Here is a 13,759-nt window from a genome sequence, read left to right as displayed (position 1 = left end):
ATGGCAAAAGAGAAATTCGCGCGGACCAAGCCGCACGTGAACGTCGGCACGATCGGCCACGTGGACCACGGCAAGACCACGCTGACGGCAGCGATCACGACCGTTCTGGCGGCCAAGTTCGGCGGCCAGGCCAAGGCCTACGACCAGATCGACGCGGCTCCCGAAGAAAAGGCCCGCGGCATCACGATCAACACCGCGCACGTCGAGTACGAAACCGCCACGCGCCACTACGCCCACGTGGACTGCCCCGGCCACGCCGACTACGTCAAGAACATGATCACCGGTGCCGCCCAGATGGACGGCGCCATCCTGGTGTGCTCGGCCGCCGACGGCCCGATGCCCCAGACCCGTGAGCACATCCTGCTGGCCCGCCAGGTCGGCGTGCCCTACATCATCGTGTTCCTGAACAAGTGCGACATGGTGGACGACGCCGAACTGCTCGAGCTCGTCGAAATGGAAGTGCGCGAACTGCTGGACAAGTACGAATTCCCCGGCGACGACACCCCCATCATCCACGGCTCGGCCAAGCTCGCCATCGAAGGCGACAAGGGCGACCTGGGCGARGGCGCCATCCTGAAGCTGGCCGACGCGCTGGACAGCTACATCCCCACGCCCGAACGCGCCATCGACGGCGCCTTCCTGATGCCCGTGGAAGACGTGTTCTCCATCTCCGGCCGCGGCACCGTCGTGACCGGCCGTGTCGAGCGCGGCATCATCAAGGTCGGTGAAGAAATCGAGATCGTGGGCATCAAGGCCACGGCCAAGACCATCTGCACCGGCGTGGAAATGTTCCGCAAGCTGCTGGACCAAGGCCAGGCAGGCGACAACGTCGGCATCTTGCTGCGCGGCACCAAGCGCGAAGAAGTCGAGCGCGGCCAAGTGCTGTGCAAGCCCGGCTCGATCAAGCCGCACACGCACTTCACCTCCGAGGTGTACGTGCTGTCCAAGGACGAAGGTGGCCGTCACACGCCGTTCTTCAACAACTACCGCCCGCAGTTCTACTTCCGCACGACGGACGTGACCGGCGCCATCAGCCTGCCCGAAGGCAAGGAAATGGTCATGCCTGGCGACAACGTGTCGATCACCGTCAAGCTGATCAACCCGATCGCCATGGAAGAAGGCCTGCGCTTCGCCATCCGCGAAGGCGGCAAGACGGTTGGCGCCGGCGTGGTCGCCAAGATCATCGATCTTCCCCCCGCCGCCGCGCAGNCTCCCCGCGGTGGAACGCGATCGACTCGGCGCTCTCGGTCATGCCTGGCGACAACGTGTCGATCACCGTCAAGCTGATCAACCCGATCGCCATGGAAGAAGGCCTGCGCTTCGCCATCCGCGAAGGCGGCAAGACCGTCGGCGCCGGCGTGGTCGCCAAGATCATCGAGTGAGCGGAGCGAGCACCATGAGCAACAAGCAAAAGATCCGCATCCGCCTGAAGGCTTTCGATTACAAGCTGATCGACCAGTCCGCAGCCGAGATCGTCGACACCGCCAAGCGCACCGGCGCCATCGTCAAGGGTCCCGTGCCCCTGCCGACGCGCATGAAGCGTTTCGACATCCTGCGCTCGCCGCACGTCAACAAGACCAGCCGCGACCAGTTCGAGATCCGCACGCACCAGCGCCTGATGGACATCGTCGATCCGACGGACAAGACCGTCGACGCGCTGATGAAGCTGGACCTGCCGGCTGGCGTGGACGTCGAGATCAAGCTGCAATAAACACAGCCTGATCGACTCTCTATGGCCCGGAGTTGCCGTTTCGGCGACTCCGGGCTATAATTTTTGGCTCTGCCCGTTTTGGGTGGGGAATCATCAACCATCTTTCGCATACGTCTCTTCGGAGAACGCCTTGGCCAATTGCAGTTGAGGCGGCGAGAGTTACGGAGAAAACAATGAGTCAAAGCAACTCCCTCGGGTTGCTGGGGCGCAAGGTTGGGATGATGCGTTTGTTCACCGACGACGGCGATGCAGTGCCCGTCACGGTGGTCGACGTGTCCAACAACCGCGTGACCCAGGTCAAGACCCAAGAGAACGACGGCTACGTCGCTCTGCAAGTGACGTTCGGCGCACGCCGTGCATCGCGCGTGACCAAGCCGCAAGCCGGCCACCTTGCCAAGGCAGGCGTGGAAGCCGGTGAAATCATCCAGGAATTCCGCGTGACGGCCGACGCCGCTGCGAAGTTCGCAGCCGGCGCAACCCTGCCCGTCGCTGAGCTCTTCACCGTGGGCCAGAAGGTGGACGTGCAGGGCACGACCATCGGCAAGGGCTTCACCGGCACCATCAAGCGTCACCATTTCGGTTCGCAGCGCGCGTCGCACGGTAACAGCCGTTCGCACAACGTGCCGGGCTCGATTTCCATGGCGCAGGATCCGGGCCGCGTGTTCCCGGGCAAGAAGATGTCGGGCCACCTCGGCGACGACACCGTCACCACCCAAAACCTCGACGTGATCCGCGTCGACGAAGCCCGTCAGCTGCTGATGATCCGTGGCGCCGTGCCCGGCTCCAAGGGCGGTTTCGTCACGGTGCGTCCGGCCATCAAGGCCAAGACTGAAAAGGGAGCGAACTGATGCAGCTCGAACTCCTGAACGACCAAGGCCAGGCCGCGTCCAAGGTGGACGTGCCCGACACCGTGTTCGGTCGTGACTACAACGAAGATCTGGTGCACCAGATCGTCGTGGCCTACCGCGCCAACGCCCGCCAGGGCACGCGTGCGCAGAAGGACCGCGAGCAGGTCAAGCACTCGACCAAGAAGCCTTTCAAGCAAAAGGGTACGGGTCGCGCACGTGCCGGTATGACGTCCTCGCCGCTGTGGCGTGGGGGCGGTCGGATTTTCCCGAACATGCCGGACGAGAACTTCACGCAGAAGATCAACAAGAAGATGTACCGCGCCGGCATGGCGTCCATCTTCTCGCAGCTGGCCCGCGAAGGCCGCCTGGCTGTCGTTGAATCGCTGACGGTGGATTCGCCCAAGACCAAGGCACTGGCCACGCGCCTGAAGGCCTTGAACCTGGCCTCTTCGGTCATGGTCATCGCCGACGAAGTCGACGAGAACCTGTACCTGGCCTCCCGCAACCTGGCCAACGTGCTGGTTGTCGAGCCGCGCTACGCCGACCCCGTGTCGCTGGTGCATTACAAGAAGGTTCTGGTGACCAAGGCCGCCATGGACAAACTCAAGGAGATGTTCGCATGAGCTCCTCCAAGACGACTCAATTCGACGAAGGCCGTCTGATGCAGGTGCTGGTTGCACCTGTCGTCTCCGAGAAGGCCACCATGGTCGCCGAGAAGTCCAACGCGGTCACCTTCAAGGTGCTGCAGGACGCGACCAAGCACGAGATCAAGGCCGCAGTGCAACTGCTGTTCAAGGTCGAGGTCAAGGGCGTGTCCGTGGTCAACACCAAGGGCAAGACCAAGCGCTTCGGCAAGTCCATCGGCCGCCGGGACAATGTGCGCAAGGCGTACGTGACCCTGCAACCGGGCCAGGAACTCCAACTGACCGGGGAGGCTGCATAACATGGCCGTCATCAAGATGAAGCCCACCTCGCCAGGCCGTCGCGGCATGGTGAAGGTGTCGCGCACGCACCTGCACAAGGGTGCTGCGCACGCGCCGCTGCTGGAGCCGCAATTCCAGAAGGCCGGCCGCAACAACAACGGTCATATCACGACCCGTCACAAGGGTGGTGGCCACAAGCACCACTACCGTGTGGTGGACTTCGTGCGCAACAAGGACGGCATTCCGGCCAAGGTCGAACGCATCGAGTACGACCCGAACCGTTCCGCCCACATCGCGCTCGTGTGCTACGCCGACGGCGAACGCCGCTACATCATTGCCCCGCGCGGCGTTGAAGTCGGCGCCACGCTGCTGTCGGGCGCCGAAGCCCCGATCCGTGCTGGCAACACGCTGCCGATCCGCAACATCCCCGTCGGTTCGACGATCCACTGCATCGAGCTGCAGCCGGGCAAGGGTGCGCAGATCGCGCGTTCCGCCGGTGCTTCGGCCACGCTGCTGGCCCGCGAGTCCGCCTACGCCCAGGTGCGTATGCGTTCGGGCGAAGTGCGCAAGATCCACATCGAGTGCCGCGCCACCATCGGTGAAGTCGCCAACGAAGAGCACAGCCTGCGCCGTCTGGGCAAGGCCGGTGCCACCCGGTGGCAAGGCATCCGTCCGACCGTTCGTGGCGTCGTCATGAACCCGGTGGACCACCCGCACGGTGGTGGTGAAGGCAAGACCGGTGAAGGTCGCCATCCTGTCGACCCGTGGGGCAACCTGACCAAGGGCTACCGCACCCGCAACAACAAGCGCACGCAGGTGATGATCGTGTCGCGTCGCAAGAAGTAAGGGATAGCACATGACCCGCTCTCTCAAAAAGGGTCCCTTTGTGGACCATCACCTGGTTGCCAAGGCCGACAAGGCCGTGACCACCAAGGACAAGAAGCCGATCAAGACCTGGTCGCGTCGCTCCATGATCCTGCCCGAGTTCATCGGTCTGACGATCGCCGTGCACAACGGCAAGCAGCACGTTCCGGTCTACATCACCGACCAGATGGTCGGTCACAAGCTGGGCGAGTTCGCACTGACCCGTACGTTCAAGGGTCACCCTGCGGACAAGAAAGTCCAGAAGAAGTAAGGAATGACCATGGAAACACGTGCAGTCCTGCGGGGTGTCCGTCTGTCGGTCGACAAGGGTCGTCTGGTGGCGGACCTGATCCGCGGCAAGAAGGTGGATCAAGCGCTGAACACGCTGCAATTCACGCAGAAGAAGGCCGCTGTCATCATCAAGAAGGTGCTGGAGTCCGCGATCGCGAACGCCGAGCACAACGACGGTGCCGACATCGACGAGCTCAAGGTCAAGACCATCTATGTCGAGCAAGGTGCCACGCTGAAGCGTTTCACCGCGCGCGCCAAGGGCCGTGGCAACCGCATCAGCAAGCCGACGTGCCATGTGTACGTGACGGTTGGCAACTAAGAAGTCTGGAAAGCTATGGGACAGAAAATCCATCCGACCGGCTTCCGCCTTGCGGTGAGCCGCAACTGGTCCAGCCGTTGGTACGCCAGCAACAATGACTTCGCCGGCATGCTGGCCGAAGACATCAAGGTGCGTGAGTACCTGAAGGCCAAGCTGAAGAACGCGTCGGTTTCGCGCGTGCTGATCGAGCGCCCCGCCAAGAACGCCCGCATCACGATCTTCTCGGCACGTCCGGGCGTCGTGATCGGTAAGAAGGGCGAGGACATCGAGAACCTCAAGCGCGAACTGGCCAAGCAGCTGGGCGTGCCGGTGGCAGTCAACATCGAAGAGGTGCGCAAGCCCGAGATCGATGCCAAGCTGATCGCCGACAGCATCACCCAGCAGCTGGAAAAGCGCATCATGTTCCGCCGCGCCATGAAGCGCGCGATGCAGAACGCGATGCGTCTGGGCGCCCAGGGCATCAAGATCATGTCCGCCGGCCGCTTGAACGGCATCGAGATTGCCCGTACCGAGTGGTACCGCGAAGGCCGTGTGCCCCTGCACACGCTGCGCGCAGACATCGACTACGGTGTGTCGGAAGCCAAGACCACCTACGGCGTCATCGGCGTCAAGGTCTGGGTCTACAAGGGCGACACCCTGGGCCGTGGCGATGCACCCGCAGTGCAGGAGCCGCGTGCCGAGGAAGAGCGTCGTCCGCGTGGCCCGCGCCGAGATGGCCGCCCGGGTGACCGTCCTGCCAACCGCGGCCCGCGCCGCGACGGTGGCGAGCGCCCCAACGAAACCGCAGGCGCAAATGCGCCGAAATCTACCGTTCAGCGCGTCCGCAAGGTAGCCGCGCCTGCAGCTCCGGCTGCTGACGGTAAAGGAGAGTAATCATGTTGCAACCCGCTCGCCGCAAGTACCGCAAAGAGCAAAAGGGCCGTAACACGGGCATCGCCACGCGTGGCAGCTCGGTCGCCTTCGGCGATTTCGGCCTGAAGTGCACCGACCGTGGCCGCCTGACGGCACGCCAGATCGAGTCGGCCCGTCGTGCGATTTCCCGCCACGTCAAGCGTGGTGGCCGCATCTGGATCCGTGTGTTCCCGGACAAGCCCATCTCGCAAAAGCCCGCCGAAGTCCGGATGGGTAACGGCAAGGGCAACCCCGAGTACTACGTGGCCGAAATCCAGCCCGGCAAGATCGTGTTCGAAATCGTCGGCGTTCCCGAAGAGCTCGCACGCGAAGCGTTCCGCCTGGCTGCCGCCAAGCTGCCGCTGCGCACGACCTTCGTGACGCGCATGATTGGCCAATGAGCGAGGAGACCTGAATGTCCAAGATCACGGAATCCCGCAAGAACCTGCAAGCCAAGGACGCAGCCGGCCTCGAAGCCGAAGTCAAGGCACTGCAGAAGGCCCATTTCGGTCTGCGCATGCAAAAGGGCACGCAGCAGCTGAACAACACCTCGACGCTGCGCAGCACGCGTCGTGAGATCGCGCGCGCCAAGACCATCCTGGCCCAGAAGCGCAGCGCCGATGCGGCCGCCAAGTAAGGAGTAGCACCATGACGGAAGCCAAACCCTCCCTCAAGCGCACCCTGATCGGCAAGGTCGTCAGCGACAAGCGCGCCAAGACGGTGACGGTGCTGATCGAGCGCCGCGTCAAGCACGAGCTTTACGGCAAGATCGTGGCCCGCTCCAGCAAGTACCACGCTCATGACGAAAAGAGCGAGTTCAAGCTGGGCGACACCATCGAGATCACCGAAAGCCGGCCGATCTCCAAGACCAAGACCTGGGTCGCGACCCGCCTGGTCCAGAAGGCCCCCGAGCTTTGATGGCTTGCCGGTGACCCCGGCAAACCCACCCTGAAAACGGCCCACAATGTGGGCCGTTTTTGTTTTTCACCACAGAGGAGAGAGCACCATGATCCAAGTCGGCGACACCCTTCCGTCCGCCACCCTGATGGAATATTCCGAGGTCGAAGGCGAAGGCTGCAGCATCGGCCCCAACCCGGTCGACGTGGCCAAGGCCAGCGCGGGCAAGACGATTGCCTTGTTCGCGCTGCCAGGTGCCTTCACGCCGACCTGCTCGGCCAAGCACGTGCCGGGATATGTCGAGAGCCAGGCCGCATTGCAGGCTGCCGGCGTGGACGAGATCTGGTGCGTGAGCGTGAACGATGCTTTTGTGATGGGTGCCTGGGCGCGCGACCAGAAGACGGCCGGCAAGGTCCGTATGCTGGCCGACGGCAGTGCCGATTTCGCCAAGGCCACCGGCCTGACGCTGGACCTGACGGCCCGTGGCATGGGCCTGCGCAGCAACCGCTACTCGATGCTCGTGAAGGATGGCAAGGTGGCGGCGCTGAACGTCGAAGCGCCCGGCAAGTTCGAGGTCAGCGACGCGGCCACGCTGCTCAAGCAAGCCCAGGGCTGATGGCCGCCGGGCCGAGCGCGATCAGAGCTCGGCCTTGAGGTAGTGCGCGCCCGCGATCGGGTTGTGGTAGTAGGGCGGCACTTCCTCGAACCCCAGTTCCTCATAGAGGGCTCGCGCGGCCTCCATGTCGTCCAGCGTGTCGAGCAGCACGCAGCCGTAGCCGGCGCGCCGTCCTGCATCCAAGGCCTGCTCGGCCAGCAGGCGGCCCAGGCCGAAGCCGCGAAAGGCCTTGCGCACGTACAAACGCTTCATCTCGCAGGCGTTGGCGTAGTCCGTGTCGTCCAGCGGTCGCAGGGCGCAGCAACCGGCGACGGCATCGTCCACCAGGGCCAGCAGCAAAGTTCCGCGGGGCGCGGCGTAGACGCCTGGGAGTGAGGCCAGTTCGGCGTCGAACTGCTGGAACTGCAGGTCGATGCCGAGGCTGGCGGCGTATTCGGAGAAGATCTCACGCGTGGCATCCAGCAACGTGGGTTCGTCGGGCTGGATGATGCAGATCGTTGGCATCGGCAGGCGGGCGGTCGAAGGCACGGCCCAGTGTAGCGACTCCTGCGCATGTGCCCGTACCGGGCGTGGGCGGGTCAGTGCGGCAGTCAGGCCTCGGCCAGCAGCTTCTCGATCAGGCGGTGCAGTTCCGCGAAGTCAGGCTCGCCCACATAGCGCTTGACGATCTCCCCGCGCTTGTTCACGACAAAGGTCGTGGGCGTGAGCTGGATGTCGCCCCAGGCCCGGGCCACGCTGCCGGTGTTGTCGATGGCCACGCGAAACGGCAGTTTGCGCGTCTCGGCGAAGTTCACCACATAGCTCGGCGGGTCGTACTGCATCGCCACGGCGAGGGTGTCGTAACCCTGGGCCTGGTACTTGTCGTGCGTCGCGACGATCTGCGGCATCTCTGCCACGCAGGTCACGCAGCTCGTGGCCCAGAAGTTGACCAGCGTGACGCGGCCCCGTAGCGCCTGCGTGTCCAGCGTGCTGCCGTCCAGCAGCACGTAGCGGGCATCCGGCGCCGGCGTGGGCGCGGCCATCGCACGGTAGCCGAGTGCGCCGGCGGTCAGCACGATGGCGACCAGTGCGAGGGAGTAGATCTTTTTCATGGCAGTAGGGGGTGGACCGGGAGAGCGACTCGGCAATGGCTGAAAAGTTCGGTGGACATACCCGCTTCAGCGCGCGTGCGACCGTGACAGGCCATACAGCAGCGTGCTCGCCAGCTGGCTGCGCAGATTGTGCAGGGTCAGGCTGTCTTCGCGCATCCATGCGGTCAGCGAAATGCTGGCCGCGTCTTGCGCGATCTCGATCCATGGGATGTCGGGTGCATCCGTCAGCAGGTTCGACTGCAGGCGCCGCGCCGCAGCGTCGATGTTGCGCGCATCCACCAGAACGATGTCAGCCCGGGTCTGTGCGAACTGGCGTTGCGCGGCGGATCCGGTGGCCACCCAGTCGACCTGCGCGCCCAGGCTTTCGCACACATGCTCGACCTCCTGGCGCACCGCCTCGTGCCGCGTGATCAGCAACACGCGCTGGTGCTGCAGCGGGACGGCCGCGCTGCCCACCAGCGCATCCTGGCTGGTCAGCAGATCGCCGGGCAGCGGGTCGGCGGCGACCGCGTGCAACTGCTGCAAGCCCAACGTCAGGACCGTGTCATCGCCCTGGCTTTGCCGCGCCAGCCGCGCACCGGCCGCACGCGCCAGCGCCTGCAGCAGGTGCCAGGTCAGGCGCTGGCGCGTGTCCGGCCCGGTCTGCGCGGTGCTATCGGGGCTCAGACGCAGGCGCAGCAGGGCGATCCCCATGTCGCCCGAGGGCTCGAGGGAGACCGCCAGGCGGTGGTCGGGCCGCATGCACCAGGCAATGGCGGTATCGACCAGGCGCTGCAGCAGTTCGGCGTCGGTGCCCACCCACACGGGCAATGAGGTCTGCTGCCGCACCTGCACCCGGTGGTGCTGCAGGCCGGGCATCTGCCGCGCCAGGGCCTGCGACACGAAGATGTCCAGGCGTTGCGGTGCGCCAACGGCGGCTCTCGGCTGTTCGTCCAGCGCGGCCAGCTGCAGGCTCTGCTGCGCGACCTGGAGTCCATCCTCCACCGCGGCACGGAGCCGCTGCAGCTGGGCGCGCGAGATCTTGCCGCTGCGCAGGAACTCCTGGACGATGCCATGCGCCTGTTCCATCGGCGGGCCGAGCGCGTCGCCGACGGCGCCGGCCAGGCCCGCACCGGCGCGCGTGGTCCCTGCCGCCATTGCGGGCGGGTGGGAAGGCGGTGGCGGCATGCCAGGCATGCCTGGATCGGGGCCTAGGTCGTGCGTCATGGGGAGCAGTTCAGTTTACTGGGCCAGGCGCGCGGCGAGAGCGCTCGATAATTCCGGCATGTCGTGCCCCCGTCCCTGGCCTGCCGCGCTGCTGGCGGCCTCGCTGCTGGCCTGCAGCCCTGCGCTGAACTGGCGGCAAGTCCGCATCGACGGCATGGCGATGCGCATGCTGCTGCCGTGCAAGCCCGACCGGGCGGAGCGGGAGGTGGCGATGGGCGGGCGCAGCATGCCGCTGCGTATGCTGGGCTGCGATGCAGATGGCGCCACCTTCGCGGTCTCGCATGTGCAGGTGCCCGCTGCCGATCCGTCCAATCCGTCCGATTCTTCCGCGCTGCTGGAGGGCTGGAAGTCCGCCGTGCTGGCCCATGTGCACGCCAGCGGCGTGGTGGAGCAGGCCTGGGCTCCGGCCGGTGCACAGCCCGGCGCCGCTGCCATGCGCGTGCAGGCACAGGGCCGCGGGGCCGATGGCGCTGCCGTTGCATTGCAGGCCGTCTGGTTCGCCGTGGCCGACCCTGCAGGCCTGCATCTTGTGCATGCTGTGGTATTGGCGCCGCAAGCGCGAGCCGAGGCGGCAGAGACCTTTTTCTCGAGCTTCGCGCCCGCACCATAATCCCGCAGTCATGACAGGCATCCTGATCGTCGCCCATGCGCCGCTGGCGCACGCTTTGCGCCAATGCGCGCTGCACGTATTTCCCGACTGCGAGCGTGGCGTGCAGGCACTGGACGTGCAGCCCCACGTGTCTCCGGACGAGACCTTCGGCGCGGCCCGCATCGCCATGGAGCAGATGGGCAACGTGCCCGTGCTGGTGCTGACCGACGTGTTTGGCGCCACGCCCTGCAACGTGGCACAGCGGCTGGTCGATGGCGTGCGCAGCAAGCTGGTGGCGGGCGTCAACCTGCCCATGCTGCTGCGCACGGTCAGCTACCGGCACGAGCCGCTGGAAGGGCTTGTCGCGCGCGCCTTGGTGGGAGGGACACAAGGGGTCATGCAGGTGGCGATCACGGCGCCGCAGAACCAGGCAAGGAAGAGGAATGATCAAAGCCACCACGAGCATCAACAATAAGCTCGGGCTGCACGCCCGCGCGTCCGCCAAGCTGACCAAGCTGGCGGGCAGCTTTCCCTGCGAAGTCTGGATCGCCAAGGGCGAGCGGCGCGTGAATGCCAAGAGCATCATGGGCGTCATGATGCTGGCAGCCGGCTTGGGCAGCACCGTGGTCATCGACACCGAGGGGCCGCAGGAGCAGGAAGCCATCGACGCCGTCCTGGCCTTGATCGCCGACAAGTTCGGCGAAGCCGAGTGATCGCATCGATGCGGAGCGTGCGGTGACGTTCTCCCTGCATGGCCTGCCGGTCGCCCGCGGCGTCGCCATCGGCCGTGCGGTGCTGATGGCATCGAGCCGCGTCGATGTTGCGCACTACTTCATCGAGCCCGAACGCGTCGCTGGCGAGATCGACCGGCTGCGCGCGGGCCGCAATGCCGTCATCGATGAACTGCACCGGCTGCAGCTCAGCGTGGCCCAGATGGGGCCGAACGATGCGCCGCACGAGCTCTCGGCGATGTTGGACGTGCACCTCATGCTGCTGCAGGACGAGGCGCTGACCAGCGGCGTCAAGCACTGGATCACCGAACGGCTCTACAACGCCGAATGGGCGCTGACCACGCAGCTGGAAATCATCGCGCGCCAGTTCGACGAGATGGAGGACGAGTACCTGCGCGAGCGCAAGGCCGACCTCGAGCAGGTGGTCGAGCGCATCCTGCGCTACATGAAGGGAGTGGCTTCGCCCGTCGCGCCGCCGACCGCGCCGCGCCGCAAGACCCAACAGGACCTGCTGCTGGACGACACGGTGGACGTGCCGCTGGTGCTGATCGCGCACGACCTGTCGCCGGCCGACATGCTGCAGTTCAAGCAGAGCGTGTTCGCAGGCTTCGTCACCGATGTCGGCGGCAAGACTTCGCACACAGCCATCGTGGCGCGCAGCATGGACATCCCGGCCGTCGTCGGCGCGCGCACGGCGAGCCAGCTGGTGCGCCAGGACGACTGGGTCATCATCGATGGCGATGCCGGCGTGGTCATCGTCGACCCCTCGGCCATCATCCTGGCCGAGTACGGCTTCAAGCAGCGCCAGGGCGAACTCGAGCGCGAACGCCTGGCGCGCCTGCGCCATACGCCGGCGGTCACGCTGGACGGCGAGCGCATCGAGCTCCTGGCCAACATCGAGATGCCGGACGACGCGCCTGGCGCGTTCAAGGGCGGTGCCGCAGGGGTCGGCCTGTTCCGCAGCGAGTTCCTGTTCATGGGGCGCCAGGGCCATCTGCCCGACGAGGAAGAGCAGTACCAGGCCTACCGCCGTGCCGTGCTGGGCATGGAGGGCCTGCCTGTCACGATCCGCACCGTCGACGTCGGGGCCGACAAGCCACTGGACCGCTCGACCAAGGACGAGGCGCACCTGAACCCGGCGCTCGGCCTGCGTGCGATCCGCTGGAGCCTGGCCGATCCTGCGATGTTCCGCACCCAGCTGCGGGCCATCCTGCGGGCGGCCGTGCATGGTCCGGTGCATTTGCTGATCCCCATGCTGGCCCACGGCAGCGAGATCCGGCAGACGCTGTCGCTGATCGACTTCGCGCGCGCCGAGCTGGACAACCGCGGCGCAGCGCATGGTTCCGTGCAATTGGGCGCCATGATCGAGGTGCCTGCTGCGGCGCTGACGGTGCGCCTGTTCCTCAAGTACTTCGACTTCCTGTCGATCGGCACCAATGACCTGATCCAGTACACGCTGGCGATTGACCGGGCCGACGAGTCGGTGGCCCATCTGTACGACCCACTGCATCCGGCGGTGCTGCGGTTGCTGGCCGACACCATCGCGGAATGCCGGGCCCAGGGCAAGGGCGTCAGCGTCTGTGGCGAGATGGCTGGCGACGTGCAATACACGCGCTTGCTGCTAGGCCTGGGCCTGCGCAGCTTTTCCATGCACCCCGCGCAGATCCTCGCGATCAAGCAGGAGGTGCTGCGCGCCGACGCCGGCAAGCTGGCGGCATGGGCGCAGCAGGTGCTCGCGGCGGACGACCCGGCCGCGCTGCTGACGAAGGGCTGAGCCCGCCCCCCGCTGCGCTCAGTGCGCGGCCAGCACGTGGCCGGCCTGCTGGTCGGCGTGGTAGCTGGAGCGCACCATGGCGCCCACCGCGGCATGGCTGAAGCCCATCTTGTAGGCTTCTTCCTCGAACATCTTGAAGGTGTCCGGATGCACGTAGCGGCGCACCGGCAGATGGCTGCTGCTGGGCGCCAGGTACTGGCCGATGGTCAGCATGTCGATGTCATGCGCCCGCATGTCACGCATCACCTGCAGGATCTCTTCGTCGGTCTCGCCCAGGCCGACCATGATGCCGCTCTTGGTGGGTACGCTGGGATGCAGGGCCTTGAACTTCTTCAGCAGGTTCAGGCTGAACTGGTAATCGCTGCCGGGGCGGGCCTGCTTGTAGAGCCGCGGCGCGGTCTCCAGGTTGTGGTTCATCACGTCCGGCGGCGCGGCCTTCAGGATCTCGAGCGCGCGGTCGTCACGGCCGCGGAAGTCGGGCACCAGGATCTCGATCTGCGTGGTCGGGGACAGTGCGCGCGTCTGGCGGATGCACTCGACGAAGTGGCCGCTGCCGCCGTCGCGCAGGTCGTCGCGGTCCACGCTGGTGATCACCACGTACTTGAGCCGCAGCTTGGCGATGGTCTTGGCCAGGTTCAGCGGCTCGTCCGCGTCCAGCGGATCGGGGCGGCCGTGGCCGACGTCGCAGAACGGGCAGCGCCGCGTGCACTTGTCGCCCATGATCATGAAAGTGGCCGTGCCCTTGCCGAAGCACTCGCCGATGTTGGGGCAGGAGGCTTCCTCGCACACCGTGTGCAGGTTGCTCTCGCGCAGGATCTGCTTGATCTCGTAGAAGCGCGTGGTCGGCGAGCCGGCCTTGACGCGGATCCAGTCGGGCTTCTTCAGCGTCTCGGCCTGTTCGACCTTGACCGGGATGCGCGAGAGCTTGGCCGCGGCCTTCTGCTTGGCGGATGCGTTGTAGCTGGCGGCGTCTTGCGCGTCGCGGACGACTTCGGTGCTGCTCATGGC

At 65.8% G+C, this 13,759-nt stretch carries 20 protein-coding genes and 2 pseudogenes; 18 read left to right on the top strand and 4 right to left on the bottom strand.

All coding sequences use genetic code 11. From position 1 onward, the window contains the following. The 14 genes and pseudogenes from tuf to ASF44_RS22280 all read left to right on the top strand — a co-directional run. Nucleotides 1-1,209, top strand: a pseudogene (tuf, locus tag ASF44_RS22340) (elongation factor Tu); the annotation flags it as partial. Between the two features lies 1 nt (nucleotide 1,210). After that, nucleotides 1,211-1,382 (top strand): annotated as a pseudogene (locus ASF44_RS31260) (hypothetical protein); the annotation flags it as partial. A gap of 14 nt (nucleotides 1,383-1,396) precedes the next feature. Next, nucleotides 1,397-1,711, top strand: coding sequence for a 30S ribosomal protein S10 (gene rpsJ / locus ASF44_RS22335; RefSeq protein ID WP_056901436.1), 315 nt, complete (start codon nucleotides 1,397-1,399; stop codon nucleotides 1,709-1,711). 173 nt (nucleotides 1,712-1,884) lie between these two features. Beyond that, entirely contained in the window at nucleotides 1,885-2,559 is a 675-nt protein-coding gene (gene rplC, locus ASF44_RS22330; RefSeq protein ID WP_056901435.1) for a 50S ribosomal protein L3, read from the top strand. Further along, a complete protein-coding gene (gene rplD, locus ASF44_RS22325; protein WP_056667653.1) occupies nucleotides 2,559-3,182 on the top strand; it encodes a 50S ribosomal protein L4 in 624 nt (207 codons plus the stop codon). The genes rplC and rplD overlap by 1 nt, the downstream gene beginning before the upstream one ends. Further along, entirely contained in the window at nucleotides 3,179-3,502 is a 324-nt protein-coding gene (gene rplW / locus ASF44_RS22320; RefSeq protein ID WP_056901434.1) for a 50S ribosomal protein L23, read from the top strand. Before rplD ends, rplW begins: the two co-directional genes overlap by 4 nt. Nucleotide 3,503: 1 nt before the next feature. Next, nucleotides 3,504-4,328: a 50S ribosomal protein L2 gene (rplB, locus tag ASF44_RS22315; protein ID WP_056901433.1), complete on the top strand. Its 825-nt coding sequence runs from the start codon at nucleotides 3,504-3,506 to the stop codon at nucleotides 4,326-4,328. 10 nt (nucleotides 4,329-4,338) lie between these two features. Then, entirely contained in the window at nucleotides 4,339-4,617 is a 279-nt protein-coding gene (gene rpsS, locus ASF44_RS22310; RefSeq protein WP_013899633.1) for a 30S ribosomal protein S19, read from the top strand. Between the two features lie 9 nt (nucleotides 4,618-4,626). Then, entirely contained in the window at nucleotides 4,627-4,956 is a 330-nt protein-coding gene (rplV, locus tag ASF44_RS22305) for a 50S ribosomal protein L22 (RefSeq protein WP_056667645.1), read from the top strand. 15 nt (nucleotides 4,957-4,971) lie between these two features. Next, nucleotides 4,972-5,829: a 30S ribosomal protein S3 gene (gene rpsC, locus ASF44_RS22300; protein WP_056901432.1), complete on the top strand. Its 858-nt coding sequence runs from the start codon at nucleotides 4,972-4,974 to the stop codon at nucleotides 5,827-5,829. A 2-nt stretch (nucleotides 5,830-5,831) separates the two neighbouring features. After that, entirely contained in the window at nucleotides 5,832-6,248 is a 417-nt protein-coding gene (rplP, locus tag ASF44_RS22295; protein ID WP_056667638.1) for a 50S ribosomal protein L16, read from the top strand. A 14-nt stretch (nucleotides 6,249-6,262) separates the two neighbouring features. Then, nucleotides 6,263-6,484, top strand: a complete 222-nt coding sequence (gene rpmC / locus ASF44_RS22290; protein ID WP_369820949.1) for a 50S ribosomal protein L29 — start codon at nucleotides 6,263-6,265, stop codon at nucleotides 6,482-6,484. Between the two features lie 11 nt (nucleotides 6,485-6,495). Then, entirely contained in the window at nucleotides 6,496-6,765 is a 270-nt protein-coding gene (rpsQ, locus tag ASF44_RS22285; protein WP_056901431.1) for a 30S ribosomal protein S17, read from the top strand. Between the two features lie 88 nt (nucleotides 6,766-6,853). Next, nucleotides 6,854-7,360 carry a peroxiredoxin gene (locus ASF44_RS22280; RefSeq protein ID WP_056901430.1) on the top strand — a complete coding sequence of 169 codons (507 nt, stop codon included), beginning with the start codon at nucleotides 6,854-6,856 and terminating at the stop codon, nucleotides 7,358-7,360. A gap of 21 nt (nucleotides 7,361-7,381) precedes the next feature. On the opposite strand, the gene ASF44_RS22275 is transcribed toward ASF44_RS22280, so the two are convergent. From ASF44_RS22275 to ASF44_RS22265, 3 genes are all read right to left on the bottom strand, one after another. After that, nucleotides 7,382-7,864: a GNAT family N-acetyltransferase gene (locus ASF44_RS22275; RefSeq protein ID WP_056901467.1), complete on the bottom strand. Its 483-nt coding sequence runs from the start codon at nucleotides 7,862-7,864 to the stop codon at nucleotides 7,382-7,384. 86 nt (nucleotides 7,865-7,950) lie between these two features. Further along, entirely contained in the window at nucleotides 7,951-8,451 is a 501-nt protein-coding gene (locus tag ASF44_RS22270; RefSeq protein ID WP_056901429.1) for a TlpA disulfide reductase family protein, read from the bottom strand. Nucleotides 8,452-8,517: 66 nt separating this feature from the next. Further along, nucleotides 8,518-9,588, bottom strand: coding sequence for a hypothetical protein (locus ASF44_RS22265; protein WP_056901428.1), 1,071 nt, complete (start codon nucleotides 9,586-9,588; stop codon nucleotides 8,518-8,520). A 127-nt stretch (nucleotides 9,589-9,715) separates the two neighbouring features. Between ASF44_RS22265 and ASF44_RS22260 the strand changes: the two genes are divergently transcribed. From ASF44_RS22260 to ptsP, 4 genes are read left to right on the top strand one after another with little or no spacing between them, the layout of a single operon-like run. Further along, nucleotides 9,716-10,267 carry a hypothetical protein gene (locus ASF44_RS22260; RefSeq protein WP_056901427.1) on the top strand — a complete coding sequence of 184 codons (552 nt, stop codon included), beginning with the start codon at nucleotides 9,716-9,718 and terminating at the stop codon, nucleotides 10,265-10,267. 10 nt (nucleotides 10,268-10,277) lie between these two features. Next, the gene (locus ASF44_RS22255) at nucleotides 10,278-10,721 is read left to right on the top strand and encodes a PTS sugar transporter subunit IIA (protein WP_056901426.1); all 444 of its coding nucleotides are present in this window, start codon (nucleotides 10,278-10,280) and stop codon (nucleotides 10,719-10,721) included. After that, the gene (locus ASF44_RS22250; RefSeq protein ID WP_056901425.1) at nucleotides 10,690-10,959 is read left to right on the top strand and encodes an HPr family phosphocarrier protein; all 270 of its coding nucleotides are present in this window, start codon (nucleotides 10,690-10,692) and stop codon (nucleotides 10,957-10,959) included. The genes ASF44_RS22255 and ASF44_RS22250 overlap by 32 nt, the downstream gene beginning before the upstream one ends. A gap of 22 nt (nucleotides 10,960-10,981) precedes the next feature. After that, nucleotides 10,982-12,751: a phosphoenolpyruvate--protein phosphotransferase gene (gene ptsP / locus ASF44_RS22245; protein WP_056901424.1), complete on the top strand. Its 1,770-nt coding sequence runs from the start codon at nucleotides 10,982-10,984 to the stop codon at nucleotides 12,749-12,751. Nucleotides 12,752-12,769: 18 nt separating this feature from the next. On the opposite strand, the gene lipA is transcribed toward ptsP, so the two are convergent. Next, entirely contained in the window at nucleotides 12,770-13,756 is a 987-nt protein-coding gene (gene lipA, locus ASF44_RS22240; protein ID WP_056901423.1) for a lipoyl synthase, read from the bottom strand. Nucleotides 13,757-13,759: the final 3 nt, after the last annotated feature.

It is taken from the genome of Pseudorhodoferax sp. Leaf274, assembly GCF_001422445.1.
Classification (GTDB): domain Bacteria; phylum Pseudomonadota; class Gammaproteobacteria; order Burkholderiales; family Burkholderiaceae_C; genus Pseudorhodoferax.
This window is presented reverse-complemented; position numbering and strand designations above follow the sequence as displayed.

What these genes read in the sequence shown, in the direction of transcription:
- rplB (WP_056901433.1), top strand. Translation starts at nt 3,504, where the DNA reads ATGGCCGTCATCAAGATGAAGCCCACCTCGCCAGGCCGTCGCGGCATG.
- ASF44_RS22250 (WP_056901425.1), top strand. Translation starts at nt 10,690, where the DNA reads ATGATCAAAGCCACCACGAGCATCAACAATAAGCTCGGGCTGCACGCC.
- ASF44_RS22255 (WP_056901426.1), top strand. Translation starts at nt 10,278, where the DNA reads ATGACAGGCATCCTGATCGTCGCCCATGCGCCGCTGGCGCACGCTTTG.
- rplC (WP_056901435.1), top strand. Translation starts at nt 1,885, where the DNA reads ATGAGTCAAAGCAACTCCCTCGGGTTGCTGGGGCGCAAGGTTGGGATG.
- rpsJ (WP_056901436.1), top strand. Translation starts at nt 1,397, where the DNA reads ATGAGCAACAAGCAAAAGATCCGCATCCGCCTGAAGGCTTTCGATTAC.
- ASF44_RS22275 (WP_056901467.1), bottom strand. Translation starts at nt 7,864, where the DNA reads ATGCCAACGATCTGCATCATCCAGCCCGACGAACCCACGTTGCTGGAT.
- ASF44_RS22270 (WP_056901429.1), bottom strand. Translation starts at nt 8,451, where the DNA reads ATGAAAAAGATCTACTCCCTCGCACTGGTCGCCATCGTGCTGACCGCC.
- rplD (WP_056667653.1), top strand. Translation starts at nt 2,559, where the DNA reads ATGCAGCTCGAACTCCTGAACGACCAAGGCCAGGCCGCGTCCAAGGTG.
- rpsS (WP_013899633.1), top strand. Translation starts at nt 4,339, where the DNA reads ATGACCCGCTCTCTCAAAAAGGGTCCCTTTGTGGACCATCACCTGGTT.
- rpsQ (WP_056901431.1), top strand. Translation starts at nt 6,496, where the DNA reads ATGACGGAAGCCAAACCCTCCCTCAAGCGCACCCTGATCGGCAAGGTC.
- ASF44_RS22280 (WP_056901430.1), top strand. Translation starts at nt 6,854, where the DNA reads ATGATCCAAGTCGGCGACACCCTTCCGTCCGCCACCCTGATGGAATAT.
- rplV (WP_056667645.1), top strand. Translation starts at nt 4,627, where the DNA reads ATGGAAACACGTGCAGTCCTGCGGGGTGTCCGTCTGTCGGTCGACAAG.
- rpsC (WP_056901432.1), top strand. Translation starts at nt 4,972, where the DNA reads ATGGGACAGAAAATCCATCCGACCGGCTTCCGCCTTGCGGTGAGCCGC.
- ASF44_RS22265 (WP_056901428.1), bottom strand. Translation starts at nt 9,588, where the DNA reads ATGGCGGCAGGGACCACGCGCGCCGGTGCGGGCCTGGCCGGCGCCGTC.
- ASF44_RS22260 (WP_056901427.1), top strand. Translation starts at nt 9,716, where the DNA reads ATGTCGTGCCCCCGTCCCTGGCCTGCCGCGCTGCTGGCGGCCTCGCTG.
- lipA (WP_056901423.1), bottom strand. Translation starts at nt 13,756, where the DNA reads ATGAGCAGCACCGAAGTCGTCCGCGACGCGCAAGACGCCGCCAGCTAC.
- rpmC (WP_369820949.1), top strand. Translation starts at nt 6,263, where the DNA reads ATGTCCAAGATCACGGAATCCCGCAAGAACCTGCAAGCCAAGGACGCA.
- rplW (WP_056901434.1), top strand. Translation starts at nt 3,179, where the DNA reads ATGAGCTCCTCCAAGACGACTCAATTCGACGAAGGCCGTCTGATGCAG.
- rplP (WP_056667638.1), top strand. Translation starts at nt 5,832, where the DNA reads ATGTTGCAACCCGCTCGCCGCAAGTACCGCAAAGAGCAAAAGGGCCGT.